General features: G+C 66.9%; 20 protein-coding genes. 8 read left to right on the forward strand and 12 right to left on the reverse strand.

The features are described from left to right. Positions 1-37: 37 nt before the first annotated feature. From VOI27_RS15975 to VOI27_RS15990, 4 genes are all read right to left on the reverse strand, one after another. Complete coding sequence (locus VOI27_RS15975) at positions 38-412, reverse strand: VOC family protein (RefSeq protein WP_323766364.1); 375 nt, start codon at positions 410-412, stop codon at positions 38-40. A gap of 28 nt (positions 413-440) precedes the next feature. Continuing rightward, on the reverse strand, positions 441-1394 hold the full coding sequence (locus VOI27_RS15980; protein WP_323766365.1) for a branched-chain amino acid ABC transporter permease: 954 nt from the start codon (positions 1392-1394) through the stop codon (positions 441-443). Between the two features lie 100 nt (positions 1395-1494). Continuing rightward, complete coding sequence (locus tag VOI27_RS15985; protein ID WP_323766409.1) at positions 1495-2286, reverse strand: ABC transporter ATP-binding protein; 792 nt, start codon at positions 2284-2286, stop codon at positions 1495-1497. A gap of 166 nt (positions 2287-2452) precedes the next feature. Beyond that, positions 2453-4426: an AMP-binding protein gene (locus VOI27_RS15990; RefSeq protein ID WP_323766366.1), complete on the reverse strand. Its 1974-nt coding sequence runs from the start codon at positions 4424-4426 to the stop codon at positions 2453-2455. 217 nt (positions 4427-4643) lie between these two features. On the opposite strand from VOI27_RS15990, the gene VOI27_RS15995 reads away from it, so the two are divergent. The 3 genes from VOI27_RS15995 to VOI27_RS16005 are packed head-to-tail and all read left to right on the forward strand — an operon-like array spanning position 4644 to position 8658. Then, positions 4644-6008: a sensor histidine kinase gene (locus VOI27_RS15995; RefSeq protein ID WP_323766367.1), complete on the forward strand. Its 1365-nt coding sequence runs from the start codon at positions 4644-4646 to the stop codon at positions 6006-6008. Positions 6009-6046: 38 nt separating this feature from the next. After that, positions 6047-7954 (forward strand): PAS-domain containing protein, encoded by a 1908-nt coding sequence (locus tag VOI27_RS16000; RefSeq protein WP_323766410.1) that lies wholly within the window; start codon positions 6047-6049, stop codon positions 7952-7954. Then, positions 7951-8658 carry a response regulator transcription factor gene (locus VOI27_RS16005; RefSeq protein WP_323766368.1) on the forward strand — a complete coding sequence of 236 codons (708 nt, stop codon included), beginning with the start codon at positions 7951-7953 and terminating at the stop codon, positions 8656-8658. The genes VOI27_RS16000 and VOI27_RS16005 overlap by 4 nt, the downstream gene beginning before the upstream one ends. On the opposite strand, the gene VOI27_RS16010 is transcribed toward VOI27_RS16005, so the two are convergent. Continuing rightward, positions 8652-8819, reverse strand: coding sequence for a hypothetical protein (locus VOI27_RS16010; RefSeq protein WP_323766369.1), 168 nt, complete (start codon positions 8817-8819; stop codon positions 8652-8654). The genes VOI27_RS16005 and VOI27_RS16010 overlap by 7 nt on opposite strands. Positions 8820-8938: 119 nt before the next feature. Here VOI27_RS16010 and VOI27_RS16015 point away from each other — a divergent pair, with 119 nt between their 5' ends. Beyond that, the gene (locus tag VOI27_RS16015) at positions 8939-9337 is read left to right on the forward strand and encodes an MAPEG family protein (protein WP_323766370.1); all 399 of its coding nucleotides are present in this window, start codon (positions 8939-8941) and stop codon (positions 9335-9337) included. Positions 9338-9459: 122 nt separating this feature from the next. Continuing rightward, positions 9460-10092: an MT-A70 family methyltransferase gene (locus VOI27_RS16020; RefSeq protein WP_323766411.1), complete on the forward strand. Its 633-nt coding sequence runs from the start codon at positions 9460-9462 to the stop codon at positions 10090-10092. Positions 10093-10332: 240 nt separating this feature from the next. On the opposite strand, the gene VOI27_RS16025 is transcribed toward VOI27_RS16020, so the two are convergent. Then, positions 10333-11118, reverse strand: coding sequence for a BglII/BstYI family type II restriction endonuclease (locus tag VOI27_RS16025; RefSeq protein WP_323766371.1), 786 nt, complete (start codon positions 11116-11118; stop codon positions 10333-10335). Positions 11119-11161: 43 nt separating this feature from the next. Next, positions 11162-13927: a formate dehydrogenase subunit alpha gene (gene fdhF, locus VOI27_RS16030; RefSeq protein WP_323766372.1), complete on the reverse strand. Its 2766-nt coding sequence runs from the start codon at positions 13925-13927 to the stop codon at positions 11162-11164. Positions 13928-14184: 257 nt separating this feature from the next. Here fdhF and VOI27_RS16035 point away from each other — a divergent pair, with 257 nt between their 5' ends. The 3 genes from VOI27_RS16035 to VOI27_RS16045 are packed head-to-tail and all read left to right on the forward strand — an operon-like array spanning position 14185 to position 17059. Next, positions 14185-14835, forward strand: a complete 651-nt coding sequence (locus VOI27_RS16035; protein ID WP_323766373.1) for a histidine phosphatase family protein — start codon at positions 14185-14187, stop codon at positions 14833-14835. A gap of 37 nt (positions 14836-14872) precedes the next feature. After that, on the forward strand, positions 14873-15928 hold the full coding sequence (locus VOI27_RS16040) for a saccharopine dehydrogenase (RefSeq protein WP_323766374.1): 1056 nt from the start codon (positions 14873-14875) through the stop codon (positions 15926-15928). Between the two features lie 3 nt (positions 15929-15931). After that, on the forward strand, positions 15932-17059 hold the full coding sequence (locus VOI27_RS16045) for a saccharopine dehydrogenase family protein (protein WP_323766375.1): 1128 nt from the start codon (positions 15932-15934) through the stop codon (positions 17057-17059). On the opposite strand, the gene VOI27_RS16050 is transcribed toward VOI27_RS16045, so the two are convergent. The 5 genes from VOI27_RS16050 to VOI27_RS16070 form a co-directional block, all read right to left on the reverse strand. Next, positions 17060-17782 (reverse strand): metallophosphoesterase family protein, encoded by a 723-nt coding sequence (locus VOI27_RS16050; RefSeq protein WP_323766376.1) that lies wholly within the window; start codon positions 17780-17782, stop codon positions 17060-17062. Between the two features lie 58 nt (positions 17783-17840). Next, positions 17841-18482, reverse strand: a complete 642-nt coding sequence (locus VOI27_RS16055; RefSeq protein ID WP_323766377.1) for a hypothetical protein — start codon at positions 18480-18482, stop codon at positions 17841-17843. A gap of 99 nt (positions 18483-18581) precedes the next feature. After that, positions 18582-20180, reverse strand: a complete 1599-nt coding sequence (gene serA, locus VOI27_RS16060; protein WP_323766378.1) for a phosphoglycerate dehydrogenase — start codon at positions 20178-20180, stop codon at positions 18582-18584. Between the two features lie 94 nt (positions 20181-20274). Then, on the reverse strand, positions 20275-20757 hold the full coding sequence (locus tag VOI27_RS16065) for a hypothetical protein (RefSeq protein ID WP_323766379.1): 483 nt from the start codon (positions 20755-20757) through the stop codon (positions 20275-20277). Positions 20758-20760: 3 nt separating this feature from the next. Continuing rightward, a complete protein-coding gene (locus tag VOI27_RS16070; protein ID WP_323766380.1) occupies positions 20761-21942 on the reverse strand; it encodes a phosphoserine transaminase in 1182 nt (393 codons plus the stop codon). Between the last annotated feature and the right edge of the window lie 187 nt (positions 21943-22129).

Genomic DNA, 22129 nt, shown 5'->3' on the forward strand with positions numbered 1-22129 from the left:
TAGGGTGCGCACCCGTTGCGCACCGTGTTTGGCGTCCTCAGGTCCATTCCGCGGCCGCGCCGGGGAAATCCTCGCCCTGCGGCCTGACCAGGCAGAACCGGTGCCCGGTCGGCGCCTGCATGACGGTCCAGTTCTTGACATCGCCCTCGCGGGTGGCGCCCAGCGCCTCCAGCCGGTCCGCTTCGGCCTGCCTGTCGTCGGTCTCGATATCCAGATGCACCCGCGGCGCGTGGTCCACCGCCTGCAACAGGATCTTCGGATACCCTGCGTGGCCGTCGAACTGGGCGTATTTGCCGTCCGGGTCCACCTTGGCCTCCTTGCCCAGCGCGGCCGACCAGAAGGCGCAGGCCGCGCTCAGGTCGTCGGTCTGGCAGTCGATGACGATGCATCCGATGCGTGATCTGTGGCTCATGTCTCTCTCCGTTGCGGGCCGGCGCCCGCTACACCCTCTCGATGATACGTTCCCCGAACAGCCCCTGCGGCCGGAACAAGAGCACCACCAGCGCCAGCACGAAGGCAAACCAGGTCTCGGTATTGCCGCCCAGCAGCGGCTGGCCCCAGTAGATCTCGAACAGCTTTTCGAGGATGCCGATCATCAGCCCGCCGATGATCGCGCCGGTGATGCTCTCGAGCCCGCCCAGCATCAGAACCGGCAGCGCCTTGTAGGCAATCACCTCGAGCGCAAAGCTGACCCCGGCGCGCGCCCCCCAGGCAATGCCGGTGACCAGCGCGATGATGCCGGCGATGAACCAGACCAGCACCCAGACCGTTTGCAGCGAAATCCCCACGGACAGCGCCGCCTGATGGTCGTCGCCCAAGGCCCGGATCGCCCGGCCCATCTGGGTGTAGTTGAGGAAGGCCAGCAGCGCCACGACCAGCAGGGTCGCCACGATGACCACCGTGATATCAAGGTGTTGCAGGATCAAGAGGCCGTTGAACGGCTCCAGCACCGTATCGCCTGTCGGGATGCCCAGCTCCTCGGTGATCATCACCTTGTTCTCGCCACCAAAGATGATCTCGCCCAGCCCGATCAGGAACAGGGTGATGCCGATGGTGGCCATGAACAGGATGATGTCGGGCTGGCCCACCAGCGGCCGCAGCACGATGCGCTCGATGCTGACGGCGAGGATGAACATCACCACCAGCGTCAGCCCGACCGAGATCCAGGCCGGGACCCCCATGGCATGCAGGCCCACCAGCGTCAGCGCCGCAAAGACCACCATGATCCCCTGGGCAAAGTTGAAAATCCGGCTCGAGCGGAAGATCAGCACGAAGCCCAGCGCGATCAACGCATAGAGGATGCCCGAGACCAGACCTTCCCAGAGCACCTGCATCAGGAAGTCCGGTGCTTCGACCATGTCGATGAAGGGGGTGATGAATATGTCTGTCAGCATGCCTGCGTCCTCTTTTGATCCCCGCCCCAAACCTGATCCGGGGCCTCTCGGCGATGGCCATGAGGTCCCGGATCAAGTCCGGGACGCGTGGGAAATGTCTTCAATGCGCCACCCCGAGGTAGGCATCGATCACGTCCTGGTTCGCGCGCACCTCCTGGGGCGTGCCGTCACCGATCTTCTTGCCGTAATCCATCACCACCACCCGGTCCGAGATATCCATCACCACGCCCATGTCGTGCTCGATCAGCGCGATGGTGGTGCCGAACTCGTCGTTCACATCGAGGATGAAGCGGCTCATGTCCTCCTTCTCCTCGACGTTCATCCCCGCCATCGGCTCGTCGAGCAGCAGGATCGAGGGCTCGGCGGCCAGCGCACGCGCCAGTTCCACCCGTTTCTTCAGCCCGTAGGGCAGGGTGCCCACCGGCGTCTTGCGGATATGCTGGATCTCGAGGAAGTCGATCACCTCTTCCACCTTGCGGCGGTTGGCGATCTCCTCGTCGCGGGCGCGACCCCACCAGAGCGCCTGCGCGCCCATGCCGGCTTTCATATGCGTCAGCCGCCCGGTCATCACGTTGTCCAGAACGCTCATCCCCTCGAAGAGCGCAATGTTCTGGAACGTCCGCGCCACGCCCAAGCGCGCCACCTCGTAGGGCTTCATCGCCGGGCGCTTTTCGCCCTTGTACCAGACCTCGCCCTCCTGCGGATGATAGAAGCCGGAAATCACGTTCAACATCGAGGACTTGCCGGCCCCGTTGGGCCCGATGATCGCCCGGATCTCGCCTTCGCGCACGTCGAAGGAAATGTCCTGGATCGCCACCACGCCGCCGAACTTCAGGGTGATGTTCTTCATCTCCATCAGCACGCCGCCGATCTGGCGCCCGTCTGCGGTCATGTAACCTTCGGTATCCTTCACCGCGCTCCCCCCTGCTTCATCTTGCCTGAAAAACTCCCGCCGGAGGCTCCCGAGATCGCCTCCCGCACCAAGGCCCGCGCTGTCGCGCCAACCTTGCCTCCACCGCTTGCGAGGACGGCCCGCCCGGGCCGGAAGAGCGCGCCGCTCATTCCGCCGCGACCTTCTGCGCCACCACCGGCACGACCTTTGCGTCGCGGATCTCCAGCGTGGCGCGGATCTTGCCCTTGCGACCGTCCTCGTAGGTCACCTCGGTCTCGGTATAGATGCTGTCCGAGCCGTCATAGAGCGCCGTCACCAGGTCCTCGAACTTCTCGCCGATGATCTTGCGGCGGACCTTGCGGGTCCGTGTCAGCTCGCCATCGTCGGCATCGAGCTCCTTGTGCAGCACAAGGAAGCGATGCACCTGGCAGCCCGAGAGCATCTCGTCCTGCGCCACGCTCTCGTTGGTCTCCTCGACATGGTTCTGGATCATCTCCAGCACCCGAGGATGGCCGGCCAGCTCCTGATAGGAGGCATAGGCAATATTGTTGCGCTCGGCCCAGTTGCCCACCGCCGCGAGGTCGATGTTGATGAAGGCGCAGCACCGGTCGCGCCCGGCGCCAAAGACCACCGCCTCGAGAATGTTGGGATAGAACTTCAGCTTGTTCTCGACGTATTTCGGCGCAAAGAGCGCACCATCGGCCATTTGGCCCACATCTTTGGCCCGGTCGATGATCCGAAGATGCCCGGTACCCTCCTCGAAAAAGCCCGCGTCGCCTGTGGCCACCCAGCCCTCCGGGTCCTTGGTGTCGGCGGTGCTCTCGGCGTTCTTGTAGTACTCCACGAAGGTTCCGGGCGAGCGGTAGAAGACCTCGCCGTTCTCGGCGATCCTGATCTCGACCCCGGGCGAGGGCACGCCCACGGTGTCGGACCGGACCTCGCCGTCCGGCTGCTGGGTGATGAAGACCGAGGCTTCGGTCTGGCCGTAGAGCTGCTTGAGGTTGATCCCCAGCGAACGGTAGAAATCGAAGATCTCCGGCCCGATCGCCTCGCCCGCGGTATAGCCCACCCGGACCCGCGAGAACCCCAGCGTATCCTTCAGCGGGCCATAGACCATGAACTCGCCGAGCCGGTACTTCAGCCGGTCGATCAGCCCGACCTTGCCACCGTCGAGCAGCGTCGGCCCGACCTTCTGGGCATGGTCCATGAAGTGATGGAAGATCCGCCGCTTCAGCGCGCCGGCATCCTCCATCCGGATCATGATCTGCGTCAGCTGGGTCTCGAACACCCGCGGCGGCGCAAAGTAATAGCTGGGTGCGATCTCGCGCAGGTCGGTCATCATCGTGTCGGCGCTTTCCGGGCAGTTCACGCAGAACCCGGTCCAATAGGCCTGTCCGATGGAAAAGATGAAATCGCCGACCCAGGCCATCGGCAGGTAGGCCAGCACCTCGTCGCCGGCGCGCAGCTTGTCGAACTCCGAGGAATTCTTCGCCGTCTCGACGATGTTGCGGTTCGACAGCACCACGCCTTTGGGCTTGCCGGTGGTCCCGGAGGTATAGAGCATGACGCAGGTGTCGTCATAACCCAGCGCGCCGCGGCGGCGCTCAAGCTCGGGCAGGAATTCCTCGCGCGCGGCGCGGCCTTGCTCCTGAACGTGGCTGAACTGGTGCAGGTGGGAATGGTCGTATTTCCGCAACCCGCGCGGATCGATGTAGACCATGTGCTCGAACTGCTGCAGCCGGTCCTGCACCTCGATCACCTTGTCGACCTGTTCCTGGTCGGCGCAGATCACAAAGCGGGCGCCGCAATGGTTGAGCACATATTCCATCTCTTCGGCCACCGCATCCTGGTAGAGCGGCACCGGCACCGCGCCCACCGATTGCGCGGCGACCATCGACCAGTAGAGATAGGGCCGGTTGCGGCCGATGATGGCAATGAAGTCGCCCGGGTTGACGCCGAGGTTCAGCAGCCCCAGCGCCAGTGCCTCGATCTCCTGCGCGGCCTCGGACCAGGTCCAGCTCTGCCAGATCCCGAGGTCCTTCTCGCGATAGGCGGGCTTGCCTGCGAACTGCGTGGCATTGCGCTGCAACAGCGCCGGAATCGCGCGCAGATCCCCTGCGCCCCGAGACGTGTCAGTCAACCGATGTCCTCCCTTTGCCCCGGTTTCCGGGGCCTGACCGCTGAAGCGATTCTGCTTTCCATTTGGTCGTTGCCGAGGCTGGCGGTCAACTTTTTCCTTATCTTTTCTGAAATCTTACGAATTGTAACCGGCGGGCCGCGGCGGAATTCACGGCGGCGTTAGCGAAGTCTTATCGGTTGGTCTGCGACACATGTCCGGCAAGCACGAGGAGCCCGGGGTGCAGTCTCTTTTCACGTTCTTCCAGGATCTGGGATACATGGCGCATGGCATGTGCCTGCTCTGGCAGCCCTGGCTCATCGCCCTTTTCATGGGCTCGGACCTCTTGATCTTTGCCGCCTATTCGCTGATCCCGCTGGCGATGCTGCGGGTGCTCAGGGCCCGGCCGGACATCGCGCTGGGCGGGCTGCCGCGGATGTTCGTGGCCTTCATCCTGCTCTGCGGGCTGACCCACCTGGTGGCCGTGGTCACCCTCTGGATCCCGATCTACGAGGTGCAGGGCGTCTTCAAGCTGGCCACCGCGCTGGTGTCGATGGCCACGGTGGCGGCGCTGTTTCCGCTGGTGCCCAGGATCATCGCCCTGCCGTCGCCCGCGGTTCTGACCGAGGCCAATGACCGGCTGACCCGCGAAATCGCGGCCCATGAGGACACGCTGGACCAGCTGCGCCAGTCGCGCCGGCGGCTCGAGGACAAGGTCGCCGAGCGCACCCAGGCGCTGGAGCGCACCAATGAGGAGCTCAACATCGTGCTGCGCGAGGCCGGCAACCGCGCCGGCAACCTCAAGACGCTGATGGAGGCGCTGGCCCATCGCACCGCGCGCGAAACTTCTGGCCCCGAGACGTTCACCCGCCTGTTCAAGTCGCGGCTGACCGCCGTGGTCGAGGCCTCCGATGCGCTGACCCGCGGCGACGGCAGCCTGCCCGACTGCATGCGCGACCTGGCCGAAACCCAGCTCAGCGCCTATATCGCCGCCTATCCCGGCCACATCCGGCTGAGCGGCGAAACCCGCAAGCTGTCACCGGTGGCGGCGCGGCAGATCGGGCTGGCGCTGAACGAGCTGGTCACCAATGCGGTCAAGCACGGCGCGCTGCGCGACGCCGAAGGCACGATCCAGCTGCACTGGTCCAGCTATCGCGGCTGGCCGGAGGAGGACCAGCGTTTCCAGATCAACTGGACCGAGACCCTGTCGCCGGCGGCCCAGCGCGCGCTTGCCAGACGCGATATGCTGCAGGACGGCCGCGTCGGATTTGGCACCCATGTGCTCAGCCTGTCGGTGCCGCGCCGGCTCAACGGCCGCGCCGATATCGATTTCCTGCCGGAGGGGCTGTCTTATGCGCTCGACCTGCCGCTGGACTGCGTGACCGGCGACCCCTGCGGTCAAGGCGATCCGGCAGGCGCTGCGCCATCCGGGTCACCCGGCGCCGCGCCGCCCAGTGCCGCCGCCGCCTGCGCCGAGCCGTCTTTCGGCGACCCACTGACCGATCCACTGACCGACCCTTTGCTCGGCCCGCTGCCCGCGCTGCCCGACCGGCGCGACGCAACGGAGGATCCGGCGGAGGTTGAACGCGAACGGCGAAGCGCGTAACTCTCGAAGGCCACGGGAGCCGCCGGGACGCCGCCTTGATGCATCATTCCGCCAGACATCTGACAGACCTGACCCAGGCCGGGCTGAACCTGATCCAGCAGGCGCTTTCGATCTACGGCCGCGACCTGCGACTGGTGCAGTGCAACCGCCGCTTCCGGGAGATGTTTCACCTGCCCGAAGCGCTGGTCACCCCCGGCGCGGATTTCGGCGAGACCCTGCATCATCTGGTGGCCTCCGGCGAATACGGCGAGGTCTCCGATCCGCAGGACTTCGTGGCCATCCGTGTCGAACAGGCGCGCGCCTTCGAGCCGCATTACATGGAGCGCCGCCGTGCCAACGGCCGCTGGATCTCGGTCGAGGGCGCGCCGCTGCCGCAGGGCGGCTGGGTCACCGTCTATACCGACATCACCCGCACCAAGGAGCAGGAGCAGCTGTTGCGCACCCGCTCGGAACTGCTGTCGGAAGAGGTTCTGAAACGCTCCGAACAGCTTGCCGCCACCAACCGCCAGCTGGCTTCGACAATCAGCGCGCTGGAAGAGACCCAGCGCCAGCTGCGCGCGATCGAGGCGCGCACCCGTCTGACCACCGAAATGATGCCGGCGCATATCGCGCATGTGGATTCGAGCGGCCACTACACCTATTCCAACCAGCGTCTGACCTCGGTGATCCCTGGCCGCCCCTCGGACATCGTCGGCATGTCGATCGCCGAGGCGCTGGGGCCGGACGCCTTTGCCAAGGTGCAGCCGCACCTCGCCGCGGCGCTGGCCGGCCAGCCCTCGACCTTCGAGTTCACCGATGCCCCGAGCCTGCGCCGCATCCGCGCCTCGTTCACCCCCGATCAGCACGAGAACGGCGTCTACATCCTGTCGATGGACGTCACCGAAGAGACCCAGACCCGCGTCGCCCTGCAGCAGACCCGCCGGCGTGAGATCGCGGCGCAGTTGACCAGCGGGCTGGCGCATGATTTCTCCAACCTGCTGACCATCATCCTCGGCATGCAGTCCAAGCTCGGCCGGATGCCCGATCTGCCGGCCGATGCCGCGCCGCTGATCAGCGCCACGCTCAGCGCCGCCCGGCGGGGTGGCACGCTGCTCGGCCGGATCGCCGACATGACCGCCAGTCGCCGCAACCAGCCGGTGCCGGTGCGGATCGAGCCGTTTCTGCAGGAACTCGCGGTGCTGGCCGGCCCCAGCCTGCCGCCCGGCGTCACGCTGCGCCATGCCGCCGATGTGCCCGGCGCCATCCTGCTTGACCCCGGCATGCTGCAGGATTCGCTGCTCAACCTGATCCTCAACGCCCGCGATGCCTGTGGCATGGCGGGCGAGATCGAGATCACCGCCCGCGCCGATGCCGCCACCTGGCTCAGTTTCGAGGTCCGCGACACCGGCCCCGGCTTTACCGAGGCGGCGCTGCGCCACGGCGCCGAGCCGTTCTTTACCACCAAGGGCGGCGAGGGTTCGGGCCTGGGCCTCGCCATGGTCTATGACGCCACCAAGCTGGCCGGCGGCGACCTGAAGCTGGCCAATACCGAAACCGGCGCGCAGGTGCTGCTACGCCTGCCATTGCGCCCGGCGCCAGAGGTCGAACCGGCCGCGCCGGGCATGGTGCTTCTGGTCGAGGACAACGCCGACCTGCGCGGCACCATCCGCGACATGCTGACCGGGCTCGGCTGGCGGGTGGTCGAGGCCGCCTCGGTCAGCGAGGCGCAGGCGCTGATCGCCGGCCTGCCGGAGATCACCTCGGTGCTCACCGACATCCAGCTCGAGGGCGGCGAGACCGGGCTTGACCTCGCCGCCGGCTGCGAGGTGCCGGTGGCGCTGATGACCTCGCTGCCCGGCGATCACGCGCAGCACCGCGCCGCCGCGGCGCTGGGCCCGGTGCTGCGCAAACCCTTCAGCGCCGGCGAGCTTGCCGCCGCCCTGGGCGAAAGACGGGACGCCGCATGAGTGACGCGCCGCTGATCACCATCCTCGACGACGAGCCAGAGATCCGCCGTCTGCTGGCCGAAACGCTGGAGGAGGCCGGCTTTCGCACCCTCAGCTTTGGTCGCGCCACCGAGTTCGAGGCCGCGCTGCGCCGCACCACGCCGGATGTCTGCCTGGTGGACCTCAGCCTGCCGGACCGCGACGGGCTGTCGCTGGTGCACCGGCTGGCGCTGGAGCAGGGCGCCTCGGTGATCATCATCTCGGGCCGGGCCGAGGTGCAGGACCGGGTAATCGGGCTCGAGCTTGGGGCCGACGACTACATCATCAAGCCCTTCGATCCGTCAGAGGTGGTGGCCCGCATCCGCGCCCGTCTGCGCGCCGCACGGCCAGCGGTGCAGGCCGGTCGGATCGCGTCTTTCAGCGGCTGGCAGGCGGATTTCGACGCCTATACCCTGCGCAACGAGGCCGGCGACGTGGCGAGCTTTTCCCATGCCGAGGGGGCGGTCTTGCGGATGTTTCTCGAAAGTCCCGGCCGGCTGATCACCCGCCAGCAAATGCAGGAGACGCTGGGTGGTGCGGCTGGCGAAAGCTTTGACCGGGCGATGGATGTGCGGATCTCGCGGCTGCGCACCAAGCTTGGCGAAGACCCCAAGACCCCGCGGCTGATCAAGACGATCTACGGCGCCGGCTATATCTTTCTGGGCGAGGTCAGCTGGCGTCAGTAGTCCAGGCCGAGCCCGAGGCGCAGCGCCGGCAGCAAGGTCGCGGCCAGGATGCCGACGATGCCGCCGACGATCAGCCGGATCGGCGGCCGGCCCAGCCGTGGTCCGGCCAGTCCAAGCACCCCGCAGACCAGCGCATAATAGGTGACGGTGATGAGGTCCATGGTCCGAACCTAGCATGAAAATCGCACGAATTCAGCCTTTTGCCGCAGAGCGAGCGGCAACAACGACCTCACATGTGATATGCTGGGCCATGGTTGGCTGACTTGAAGGGGAGAATCCGATGACGACCCTGGAATTCTACACCGCGCTCAGCGCGCTCTGGATCGCCCTCGCCTGGGTGCCCTATATCCTCGACCGGCTGGCGGTGCGCGGGCTGATGGGGGCGCTGGGCAATTACGACCCGCAGGCGATCCCGCAGTCGGACTGGGCGCAGCGGGCGATGCGGGCGCACACCGTCGCGGTCGAGAGCTTCGTGGCCTTCGCGCCACTGGCGGTGCTGGCGATGATCCGCCTGCCGGAGGACGGCTATCCCGGGCTGCTGGCGTTGACCTATTTCATCGGCATTGCGGCGCATTACATCATCTATTGCCTCGGCATCCCGGTGCTGCGCACCCTGGCCTTTGCCCTTGCGGCATTTTCGACCCTGGGGCTGGGCCTTCGGGTGCTGGGCGTTTACTGAAGCCCTGCGCGGCCGGTTCGGCGTGGTGCCGGCGTCACGCCGCGCGACCTTCATTGATGTTTAAACCCTGTTCGCGTATTGTTCGCTTGCGTCACGGGGACGGGATACGCAACATGTGCGATATGCAAAACGAAGCAGCTCAAGATCTGGCGGGATTCCTGGATGGCCAGACATTCGGCACCGTGCTGGCCGACCCGCCCTGGCGGTTCACCAACCGCACCGGCAAGGTCGCGCCCGAACACAAGCGGCTGGCGCGCTATCCGACGCTCGATCTCGATGCGATCTGCGCGCTGCCGGTGGCCGACCACCTGATGGATGCGGCACATTGCTATCTCTGGGTGCCGAACGCGCTGCTGCCTGATGGTCTGCGGGTGCTCGAGGCTTGGGGCTTCGAGTACAAGTCGAACCTGATCTGGCACAAGATCCGCAAGGACGGCGGCTCTGACGGGCGCGGGGTGGGGTTCTATTTCCGCAATGTGACCGAGATCGTGCTGTTCGGCGTGCGCGGCAAGAACGCCCGCACCCTGCCGCCCGGCCGGCGCCAGGTGAACATGATCCAGACCCGCAAGCGCGAGCATTCGCGCAAACCCGACGAGCAGTACGAGCTGATCCAGGAGTGCAGCTGGGGGCCTTATCTCGAGCTCTTCGGTCGCGGCGTGCGCGAGGGCTGGACGGTCTGGGGCAACCAGGCCAGCGACGACTACAAGCCCGACTGGAAGACCTATTCCTACAACTCCTCGGTCGCCGCCGAGTGATCCCGCGTCCCGGACCTGATCCGGGACCTCCTGTCGGGCGAAGAGGCCCCGGATCAGGTCCGGGGCGGCGACAGTGCGGGCCGGCCCTTCCGCCGCGTACTCCGCCCACAGACAGTCTTGGTTGATCGCGCTGTTCCGCCGAAGGTCATTCGTCTCTCGGGTGCCGCCGCATGATCTCCCGTCCCGGACTTGATCCGGGACCTCATCGCTGGCGGGGCGCGATCTGTGCCCGCGGCCCCCTCACGCCTCATCCTCCGGCCAGAGCCAGCCCTGTTCGATCTGGCGCGCCGGTTCGTCGAAGGTCACCCGCTCCACCCCGATGCCGATCAGGATCAGCGGGCAGGGGTTGCCGACGCCACGCCGCACCCGGTCCTGCAGCTTGTCCCAATGTGTGCTGGCGGTGCCGAACTTGTCGGCCACGAAGGCCTTGGCAAAGGCCGCCCGGTAGCCCAGCCCGGTGCGCATCAGCCGCGTCACGATCTCACGCTGCCGGGCGGTGCGCTCTTTCATGTCAAAGACCGCCAGCCCCTCTTCGCTGTCCACCCCCTCGGCCGCCAGCCCGGCGATCACCAGATCGGTCATCCCCTCCTGCAGCGAGGCGCCACGGGTCACCACCACGCCGAAGCTGATCGCCGAGAGCGCGTGCAGCCGCTGGAAATTCTCGAGATCGCGGTCGAAGAACGGGTCCTTGTTGTTCCACTCGATCTCCAGCGCGACGGTGCCGTTGCGGCCGCGCCGCACGTGGTCGATCTCGTGGCTGATCGCCTCGCGCTCGATGCCGTCGATGGTGGCGCGCTGGATGAAGTTGTGCTTGTGCCAGCCCTTGGCCGCCAGGTCTCGGCGCAGCCGCTGGGTCGAGCCCGCCTCGCCGCCGCCAGAGGCGATCAGGTCCTGTGCCGAGATCCGGAAGCTCTCGAGCGCGCCGCAAAGCTCGGCGATCTCCTCGGGGAAATCATGCGCGACGATGGCCTCCGCATGGTTGGTGGCGGCGACCTGATAGCCGATATCCCTGAGGCGCTGAAACATGCGCCGACCCTAGGGGCGGACCGGCGCAAAGACAATCGCGCCGCTACTCCGCCGCCACCGTGCCTTCGGCCTTCTCCACCTTGACCGCCGAGAACTTGAACTCCGGGATCTTGCCGCAGGGATCGAGCGCCGGGTTGGTCAGGATGTTCGCCGCCGCCTCGACATAGGCGAAGGGCAGGAACACCATGTCGGGCGCAATCGCCCGGTCGGCCCGCGCCATCACCGTGATCGTGCCGCGCTTGGTGGTCAGCCGCACCAGTCCGCCGGGCTCCACACCCAGTTTGCGCAGGGTCGATGGGTGCAGCGAGCAGTTGGCCTCTGGCTCCACCGCGTCCAGAACCCGCGACCGCCGGGTCATCGAGCCGGTGTGCCAGTGTTCCAGTTGCCGCCCGGTGGTCAGGATCATCGGATACTCCGCATCCGGCACGTCATCCGGCGCGACGATACTGGCGGGCGTGAACTTGGCCCGTCCCTCGGCGCGCGGGAAACCGTCCGCAAAGACCACGGGCTGGCCCGGATCGGTTGCCGACAACGAGGGGTACATCACCACGTTCTCCGCCTCGAGCCGGTCCCAGGTGATATTGGCCAGAGACTTCATGGTGAGCTTCATCTCGTCGAAGACCGCGCGCGGGCTGTCATAGGTCCAGTCCAGCCCGCAGCGTTTCGCCAGCGCCACCGTGATCGCCCAGTCCTCGCGCGCCTCGCCCGGGGGGGCGACGGCCGGCCGGCCCATCTGCACCTGCCGGTTGGTATTGGTGACGGTGCCGGTCTTTTCATAGAAGGCCGAGGCCGGCAGGATCACATCAGCGTAATTCGCCGTTTCGGTCAGAAAGATGTCCTGCACCACGAGGGTGTCGAGCTTGGCCAGCGCGTCGCGGGCGTGCTCGACGTCCGGGTCCGACATCGCCGGGTTCTCGCCGAGGATGTACATCGCCCTGATCTGGCCGTCGTGCACCGCGTCCATGATCTCGACCACGGTCAGCCCCTTCTGCGCCGGCAGGTCGGCGTCGCCCCAGATCTCCTGAAAGGCCGAGCGCACGCCGTCATCCTCGACGCTCTGGTAATCCGGCAGGAACATCGGGATCAGCCCGGCGTCCGAGGCGCCCTGAACGTTGTTCTGGCCCCGCAGCGGGTGCAGCCCGGTGCCCGGCCGGCCGACATGGCCGCACATCAGCGCGAGGCTGATCAGGCAGCGCGAATTGTCGGTGCCGTGGATATGCTGCGAAATCCCCATGCCCCAGAAGATCATCCCCGCTCTTGCGCCGGCAAAGGTCCGCGCCACGTCGCGCAGCACCTCGGCTTCGATGCCGCAGACCTCGGCCATCTTCTCGGGCGGGAACTGCGCCAGATGCGCCTTCTCGGCCTCCCAGTTTTCGGTGAAGGCCTCGATATACTGCCGGTCATAGAGCTCTTCCTCGACGATCACATGCATGATCGCGTTGAGCATCGAGACATCGGTGCCGGGGCGGAACTGCAGCCTGTGGCTGGCGTGCCGCTTCAGGCCCACGCCGCGCGGGTCCATCACGATCAGCTTGCCGCCGCGCTTGGTGAACTGTTTGAAGAAGGTGGCGGCAACGGGATGGTTCTCGACCGGGTTGGCGCCGATCACGATCGCCACATCGGCGTTTTCGATCTCGTTGAAGGTGGCGGTCACGGCGCCACTGCCCACGTTCTCCATCAGCGCTGCGACGCTCGAGGCATGGCAGAGCCGGGTGCAGTGATCGACGTTGTTGTGGCCGAAGCCCTGCCGGATGAACTTCTGGAACAGATAGGCCTCTTCGTTGGTGCATTTGGCCGAGCCGAAGCCCGCCACCTCGCGCCCGCGGCCCTTCAGCCCGTTGGCGGCCGCGTCGAGCGCCTCCTCCCAGGAGGCTTCGCGGAAATGCGCCTGCCAGTTCTCCGGATCGACGTTCAACCCCTTCTCGGGCGCATCGGCGCGGCGGATCAACGGCTTGGTCAGCCGGTGCGGGTGGTGGATGTAGTCGAAGCCGAAGCGCCCCTTGACGCAGAGCCGCCCCTCGTTGGCCGGGCCGTTCACCCCGTCGACATATTTGACGCGGCCGTCCTTGACCTTGAGCGAGACCTGGCAGCCGACGCCGCAGAACGGGCAGACCGAGCGCACCTCCTGGTCGAAATCGGCGCTGTCGCCAATCTGGGCGTCATCGACCACCGAGGCCTCGATCAGCGCGCCGGTGGGGCAAGCCTGCACGCATTCGCCGCAGGCGACGCAGGTGCTCTCGCCCATGGGATCGTCGAAATCGAACACCGGATAGGCATCATGGCCGCGCCCCGCCATGCCGATCACGTCGTTGACCTGCACCTCGCGGCAGGCGCGGACGCAGAGGTTGCACTGAATGCAGGCATCAAGGTTGACCCGCATCGCCACGTGGCTGTCATCGAGCAGCGGAATCCGCCCGGCCTCCAGCGTCGGCAGCCGGCTCTCGGAAACGCCGGCCTGATCGGCCATGTCCCAGAGATGCGAGGAGGCATCATGCGCCGCCGCGCGCTCGGGCTGGTCGGCCACCAGCATCTCGATCACCATCTTGCGGGCCGATTGCGCCCGAGCCGAATCGGTCGTGACTTTCATTCCCTCGGCAGGCTCCCGGATGCACGACGCCACCAGCGTGCGCTCGCCCTCGACCTCGACCATGCAGGCGCGGCAGTTGCCGTCGGGGCGATAGCCCGGGGCCGGCTTGTGGCACAGATGCGGGATCACCAGGCCGCGGCCATGGGCCACCTCCCAGATGGTTTCACCGGGCTGCGCCTCGACCTCGCGGCCATCGAGGGTAAATCGGATCGTGTCGGACATGCGTAAGGTCTCCCGTCTTCCGCTGGGTTAGACCATGATCGCGACCCGGGGTCAGGGTCAATCCCGACACCTGCCACGGAATATGCGGCGCGCCGTGTTTCCGATAGAGACCTCCCGCCCCCTATTGCTGCCACTTGCGGGCGGGACGCGACGCTCCCCCTTCATCTTGCCCGGGGCTCCGCCCGTTCGGAGGCTCCCGCACTTCCCCCCGGCGCCAAGGCCCGCTACTCAGAAAGAAAACTGCGCAAAGGCCCCGCATGACCCACATCACCCTCATCCGCCACGGACAGGCCAACACCCACGCCACAACGGCCGCGGATTACGACAAGCTTTCCGATCTCGGCAGCCAGCAGGCCCGCTGGCTCGGCCAGTACCTGCGCGACACCCAGGCCAGCTTCGATCACGTCTGGGCCGGCGACATGTCGCGCCACCTGGCGACCGCGCGCGGCATGGGCCACACGGCGCCGCAGATCGACCCGCGGCTCAACGAGTTCGACTATTTCACCCTCGCCCGGCTGGCCGAGCTGGAAAAGGACCTGCCCGCGCCGCAAAGCCCCGAGGAGTTCGCCAGCAACATCCCCCGACTGATGGAATTCTGGCGCGAGGATGCCTTTGCCGACGCGCCGGAGCGGTTCGCGGATTTCGAAGGGCGGGCGCAGGGCGCGGTCGATGACATCCTCAACGCCGGCGGCCGGGCGCTGGTGATCACCTCTGGCGGGCTGATCTCCATGGTGCTGCGGCAGGTGCTGCGGCTCGAGATCCCCGAGATGACGCGGCTGATGTTCCTGCTGCGCAACTCTTCGGTGACCGAGATCGAATATGTGCACGGCCACCTGATGCTTTCGGTCTACAATGCGGTGCCGCACCTGGCGGCGCCCGACCGTGCGCATGCGCGAACGTTCATCTGACCGCGCGCAGGCGCTGACGTCTAACCAAGGAGAGGCCATGACACATCTCTGGGTCCGCGCCGAGCAACGCGCCAACGAGGAACGGGTGGGCCTCACGCCTGAGGGTGCGGCAGAGCTGCTGGCGGCGGGCCTGCGGTTGACCGTCGAGGAAAGCTCGGTCCGCGCCATCCCGATCGACGGCTACTGCGACGCGGGCTGCGAGATCGCGGCCGAGAACAGCTGGCCCGAGGCGCCGGCAGAGGCGATCATCTTCGGCCTCAAGGAGCTTCCCGAAGACGGCACGCCGCTCACCCATCGTCACATCCTCTTTGGCCACGCCTACAAGGGCCAGCCGGCGGGGCAGGTGCTGCTGCGGCGCTTCAAGGCGGGCGGCGGCACGCTCTATGACCTCGAATACCTCGTCGACGACGCCGGCCGGCGGGTCGCGGCCTTTGGCTACTGGGCGGGGTTTGCCGGTGCCGCAGTGGCGCTTCGGTGCTGGGCGGCGCAGCAGGCGGGCGGGATCTGTGGCCCGGTGGCGACCCACCCGTCGGCCGGGCATCTGAAGGCCGAGCTGGAAGAGGCGCTGTCGCTCACCGGCCAGCCGCGCCCAGATGCCACCGTGATCGGTGCGCTGGGCCGCGTGGGCAGTGGCGCGGCGGATCTCTGCGATGCCATGGGGGTGCGCGTCACCGGCTGGGACATGGCGGAAACCGTCCATGGCGGGCCGTTCCCGGAGGTGCTCGACCACGATATATTCCTCAATTGCATCCTCGCCCGCCCCGGCACCCCGGTCTTCGTGCCGGCCGAGGCAAAGACCGCGCCGCGCCGGCTGCGTGTGATCGGCGACATTGCCTGCGATCCCGACAGCGATTTCTCCCCCATCAAGGTCTACGACCGCACCACCACCTGGAGCGTCCCGGCGCTGCGGGTGCATGACGACCCGCCGCTCGACGTCACCGCGATCGACAACCTGCCGTCGATGCTGCCGGTCGAGAGCTCGCAGGACTACGCCGCGCAGCTGCTGCCCTCGCTCAGGGCGCTGGGCGATCTCGAGGCTGGCGTCTGGGGTCGCGCCAAGGCAAGGTTCGACCGGCATGTCAGCGAGGTGTAGCAGATGACGATCCATTGGTGCGGCACCGGCCTGTCTGCCATTCCCGGCCTGCGGCGGCTGATCGCGGCGGGCCACGCCGTCACCGTCTGGAACCGCACCGAAGAGAAGGCGCGCACGGCGGTGGGTGATCTGACCGACCGGATCAGGACCTTCGACCGCGACAGCCTTGCCGACGCGGTGCAGCCCGAGGATGTCATCGTCTCGATGCTGCCCGGCGACTGGCACGTGCCATTGGCCGAGCTGGCGCTGGCCCGCGGCGCACATTTCGTTTCGTCGAGCTATATCACGCCGCAGATGCGGGCCTTGCATGCCAAGGCGCAGATCAAGGGGGTGAGCCTGGTGGGCGAGGTCGGGCTTGACCCCGGCATCGATCACCTGATGGCTCATGCGCTGGTCTCGGACTATCGCGCCAGCCCGCGCTGCGATGCCTCCAATGCGCTGAACTTTCACAGCTATTGCGGCGGCATCCCGAAGCATCCGACCGCGTTTCGCTACAAGTTTTCCTGGTCTCCGCTGGGCGTGCTCAAGGCGCTGAACAGCCCGTCGCAATCGATCCGCGACTACCGCCCCTACAAGGTCGACCGGCCCTGGGAGGCGCTCGGCCAGTACCGCGCGCCGCTGCCCGAGCCGGAGACCTTCGAGGTCTATCCCAACCGCGACAGCCTGCCGTTCATCGAGGAATACCGCTTCGATCCGACCTGGCGGGTCGAGAGCTTCGTGCGCGGCACCCTGCGGCTGAATGGCTGGGCCGCGGCCTGGCAACCGGTGTTCGAGGAGGTCGAGACCGCCGGCGAGGACCGGCTGCGCAACCTCTCCGACAGGCTCTGGGCGGAGCATGCCTATTCCTCGGATGAGCCCGACCGGGTGGTCATGTGCGTCTCGCTCTCGGCCTCAGATGCCAGCGGGCCGGTCTGGCACAAGACCCATGTGATGGACGCCTGGGGCGACGCCCGCGACAGCGCCATGGCGCGTCTGGTCTCGGTGCCGGTGTCACTGGCGGTCGAGGCGATACAGGCGGGGCAGCTGTCGGCGGGGGTGCAGGCCGCGCCCTCTGACCCGGTGATGGTGACGCAATGGCTGGCCGAGGTCGGCCGGCTGGCGCAGCATATGGCGGTGGTCGATCACAGCTGATCAGCCAAGCACGGCGCGGCCCAGCTCGGTCAGCGTATAGGTCGCCTCGCCCTCGAAAACGCCGACGCTGAGCGGCCGGCCATAGCCCGCCCCGGTGTCGAGATTGACCCGGTTGCCATAATGCGTCGCCGCCTTGATCGCGGTATGGCCATGCACCACCAGCGCCTCGAAGGGCCGGGTCTCTTCGAGAAATGCGTCGCGGATCCAGACAAGGTCATCCTCGTCCTGCCGATCCAAAGGCACGCCGGGGCGCAGGCCCGCATGGACAAAGATCAGCCCCGGCTCGCGGTGCAGCAGCTTGCGCGTTGCGAGAAATTGCTTGTGGGTCTCTGGCACCCGGGCGCGGGCCTCGGCCAGCAACGCGTCCTCGGGGCGGTCCTCGGCGACGTCGACCCCGTAGGAGGCCAGCGTCATCGGCCCGCCGAGCGCCGGGTGCAGCCAGCCCTTGCCGGACAGGATGCGGGCGTCATGGCGCGTGCCGTCCTCGAGGAAGCGGCGGAACATGCGGTCATGGTTGCCGGTCAGCGCGATCCAGTCGCGGCCCTCTGCCAGCCCGCGCACCAGCAGCTCGATCACGCCGAAGGAGTCCGGCCCCCGGTCGACCAGATCGCCGAGAAAGACCACCCGCGCGTCCGGCCCGCCGTCGGCCTCGATCCATTCGAGCGCCCGGCAGAGCATGTCAAACTGTCCGTGCACATCGCCGATGGCATAGATCGGTTTCATCGCGCGCTCCCTTTTGCGCGAGGCTTAGCAGCTTGTCGCGCAGGCCGCACCTGGGTTTTCAGTCGCCGAGAAAGGCGATGGTCAACGGCACCGGCGCCACCGCGAGCATGGTGGTCAGGGCAAACAGCAGCGGTGAGAACACCCGGCTGAGCCCGGCCATCATGGCAATGCCGCCGCCGCCGCCAAGCACGATATTGCCCGGCATGTTGAAGAGCAGCGCAAGGGCCAGGTAGCGCTGGCGCAAGAGCACCGCCGCGGCGCGGTTGGGGGCTGCGGCCACCAGTGCCGGAAAGACCGCCTCCTGCGGCAGCGCCCCGAGGCGGAGAAAGAGCGCCTGGGCGCGGCGCAACCCGAACTCGCCGGCCAGCCGCGCCAGCACCGTCGGCGGCACCAGCCGGCCAGCAATGAAGGCAAGCCAGAGCCCGACGAGGGTACAGAGATAGACAAGGTAGCCCATTTCGGGCCCGCCGATGGCCATCAGCATCAGCCCGATCTCGATGCCGGGCACGAAAGGCAGGGCAAGCGCCAGCGCATAGAGCAGCAGCGCGCTAACCACCAACCGGCGCAGCATCCGCGGATCGGCGGCGGCGAGGTCCGCCTCGAGCATGGCAAAGAAGGCCTGCAGGTAGCGGTTGGCGAGCACCAGCAGGGCGATCAGGACGAGCAGTCTGAGAACGGTGGCAGCACGCGGTCGCGACACGGGGACCCCCTTTGGTGCGGCCAGACTAGCAGAGCAGAGACGAAACGCCGCCCGGAAAGGGCGGCGTTTCTCGGTATTCATAGGGCCGGAAAAACCGGCTCAGGCAACCTCGAACTGCAGCGGCTTGACCTGCCGGAACATGCCGGTGGCGGTCAGCTTGTCGAGCACCGGGGTCGGCACGACGCCATCGACATAGAGCAGGGCAATCGCCTCGCCGCCCTTGTCGTGGCGACCGAGGGTGAAGTTGGCGATATTGACGGCGTTCTCGCCCAGGGTCTGGCCCAAGGTGCCGATGATGCCCGGCATGTCCTCGTTCGAGGTATAGAGCATGTGTTCGCCGATCTCGGCGTCGATGTTGATGCCCTTGATCTGGATGAACCGCGGCTTGCCGTCAGAGAACACCGTGCCGGCGATCGACCGCTCGCGCTTGTCGGTCACCACGGTCACCTTCACGTAGCCGTCGAAGGCGCCGGACTTGTGCTGGTTGGTGGTCGAGATCTTGACGCCGCGCTCCTCGGCGATCACCGGCGCCGAGACCATGTTCACCTCGGGGTTGGCGCGCTTCATGATGCCGGCGATGGTGGCGCAGTTCAGCGCCGCCAGGTTCATCTCGGCGACCGAGCCGTCATAGAGGATGTTGATCGCCTTGATCGGCTCGTCGGTCATTTGGCCGATGAACGACCCGAGGTGACCGGCCAGCTTGACCCAGGGGCCCATGACCTTGGCTTCCTCGGCGGTGACCGAGGGCATGTTGAGCGCGTTCTCGACCGCGCCGGTCAGCAGGTAGTTCGACATCTGCTCGGCGACCTGAAGTGCCACGTTCTCCTGCGCTTCGGTGGTGGCGGCACCGAGGTGCGGGGTGCAGACCACGTTGGGCAGGTTGAAAAGCGGGTTCTCCGTGGCCGGCTCTTCCGAGAAGACGTCGAAGGCCGCACCGGCCACATGGCCCTCTTTCAGCGCATCGGCCAGCGCCGCCTCGTCGACCAGCCCGCCGCGGGCGCAGTTGATGATCCGCACGCCCTTCTTGGTCTTGGCCAGGTTCTCGCGGCTCAGGATGTTGCGGGTGCCATCGGTCAGCGGCACGTGCAGGGTGATGAAATCGGCGCGCGCCAGCAGCTCGTCGAGCTCGACCTTCTCGACGCCCATCTTGTCGGCCTTGTCCTGGCTCAGGTAGGGGTCGAAGGCCACGACCTTCATCTTGAGGCCGCGGGCGCGGTCGCAGACGATGCCGCCGATGTTGCCGGCGCCGATCACGCCGAGGGTCTTGTTGGTCAGCTCGACGCCCATGAACTTGGACTTTTCCCACTTGCCGGCATGGGTCGAGACGCTGGCCTCGGGGATCTGCCGGGCGACCGAGAACATCATCGCGATGGCATGTTCGGCGGTGGTGATCATGTTGCCGAAGGGCGTGTTCATCACGATCACGCCTTTTTTCGAGGCGGCGGGCTTGTCGATGTTGTCGGTGCCGATGCCGGCGCGGCCGATCACCTTGAGGTTGGTGGCGCTCTCGAGGATCTTTTCGGTCACCTTGGTGGCCGAGCGGATGGCGAGACCGTCATAGTCGCCGATCACCTCGGCGAGCTTGTCCTTGTCCTTTCCGAGGTCGGGGCGGAAATCCACCTCGATGCCGCGGTTGCGGAAGATCTGGATGGCGGCTTCGGAAAGCTTGTCGGAGATGAGAACTTTGGGGGCGGTCATGGGGCGGATCCCTTGTTGATGTCCGGCAGGGCCGGGGAGGTCGGATTGATGTGAGGTGGAAGAGGCCGCCCGTCCGGGCGGGCCCAGTGTGATGTCAGCGCAGCCAGCGATCCATCTCGGGATAGGGCCGCGTGGCGGTGCCGGGCTGCCGGCCGTGCGGATCGGCGGTCACTCCGAACCAGATCAGCAGGGGCAGACCGGGACCGATGCCGTTGGAATAGGCTTCGATCATCGCGTCGGCACCGTCGCTGTAGCCGTGCTCGTGAAAGACCAGCCTGACCGGCAGGTTCAGGTGGCACACCGCGGCGTAGGACCATGCGGCGGCCGCCATCTCCTCGGCCTTGGTGGGCTTCAGAACAGGCTGCATCCGGCGCTCTTTGTCGGCAACCGCGATATGACCGGCCTCGTGGAGGATGTCTCCGGGATAGGCGAGGCGGCCGTGGTCGACGATCAGGGCGCCGTTCTGGATATCAAGACCGGGAAGAAAGGTCTTGTGCGCCAGGGTGCGGTCCCGAACCTCGATCCCGATGCTGCGCACGAACTCGAGGAGCCGTGGAACAACGGGATCGACCGGCACGGGTCAGGCCGCCTCGGACTGCTCGGCGAGCGTCGCCTCGTAGGCCCAGGCAAGCCAGGGCAGCATCGCCTTGATGTCCGCCGTCTCGACCGTGCCACCGCACCAGATGCGCAGGCCAGCCGGCGCGTCGCGATAGGCGCCGACGTCAAGCGCCACGCCCTCGGCTTCCAGCCGCTTGGCCACCGCCTTGGCAAACCCTGCACCGTCGGTGATGCGGGCGTCGGTGAACTTGAGGCAGACGCTGGTGTTCGAGCGGGTCGCCGGGTCGGCGGCCAGGTTGGCGATCCAGTCGTTGGCGTCGCAGAAATCCCAGATCGCCTGTGCGTTGGCATCGGCGCGGGCCTTCAGCCCGTCGAGCCCGCCCACCGAGCGCGCCCAGTCGAGCGCCACAAGGTAATCCTCGACCGCCAGCATCGACGGGGTGTTGATCGTCTCGCCCTTGAAGATGCCCTCGATCAGCTTGCCGCCCTTGGTCAGGCGAAAGATCTTCGGCAGCGGCCAGGCCGGGGTGTAGCTTTCCAGCCGTTCCACCGCACGCGGGCTGAGGATCAGCATGCCATGCGCCGCTTCGCCGCCCAGCACCTTCTGCCAGGAGAAGGTGGTGACGTCGAGCTTGTCCCAGGGCAGGTCCTGCGCGAAGGCCGCCGAGGTGGCGTCGCAGATGGTCAGGCCGCCGCGGTCGGCGGGGATCGCTTCGCCCGAGGGCATGCGCACGCCGGAAGTGGTGCCGTTCCATGTAAAGACGACGTCGGTGTCATAGTCGACCGCGGCCATGTCGACGATCTCGCCATAGTCGGCGGTCTTGACCTCGGCGTCGATCTTGAGCTGCTTGACCACATCGGTGACCCAGCCGGCGCCGAAGCTTTCCCAGGCGACCATGGTGGCGGGGCGTTCGCCCAGGAGAGACCACATCGCCATTTCGACGGCACCGGTGTCCGAAGCCGGCACGATGCCGATCCGGTAGTCGGCCGGAATGCCCAGGATGTCGCGGGTTTCCTCGATGGCGGCGTGGAGCTTTGCCTTGCCCACGGCGGCACGGTGCGAGCGGCCCAGGGGCGCGTCGGACAGCTGTGTCAGCTCGAATGTGGGGATTTTGGCGCAGGGGCCAGAGGAGAAACGCGGGTTGGTCGGCCGCGTGTCAGGTTTGCGCACGAGATCGTGCGACGCCGGTTCTTGCATAGCCATATAGCTACCCTTCCAGATAAGCGCCCCTCGTTGGGGAGGGGTGTCCCGCCGCCGGACATACGGCCCGCCGGCGCGTCCGGCAACAGGAAATTGCGCCGCCGCGACCTTTTCTGCACCGGATCCGTCGCGGCGGGGTTCCGATCGGAAACCTCAGGAGGCAGTGGCGTTTCGCGCGGCGGTGCGGTAG

Origin of the sequence: Marinovum sp., assembly GCF_034669705.1 — a bacterium.
GTDB lineage: Bacteria > Pseudomonadota > Alphaproteobacteria > Rhodobacterales > Rhodobacteraceae > Marinovum.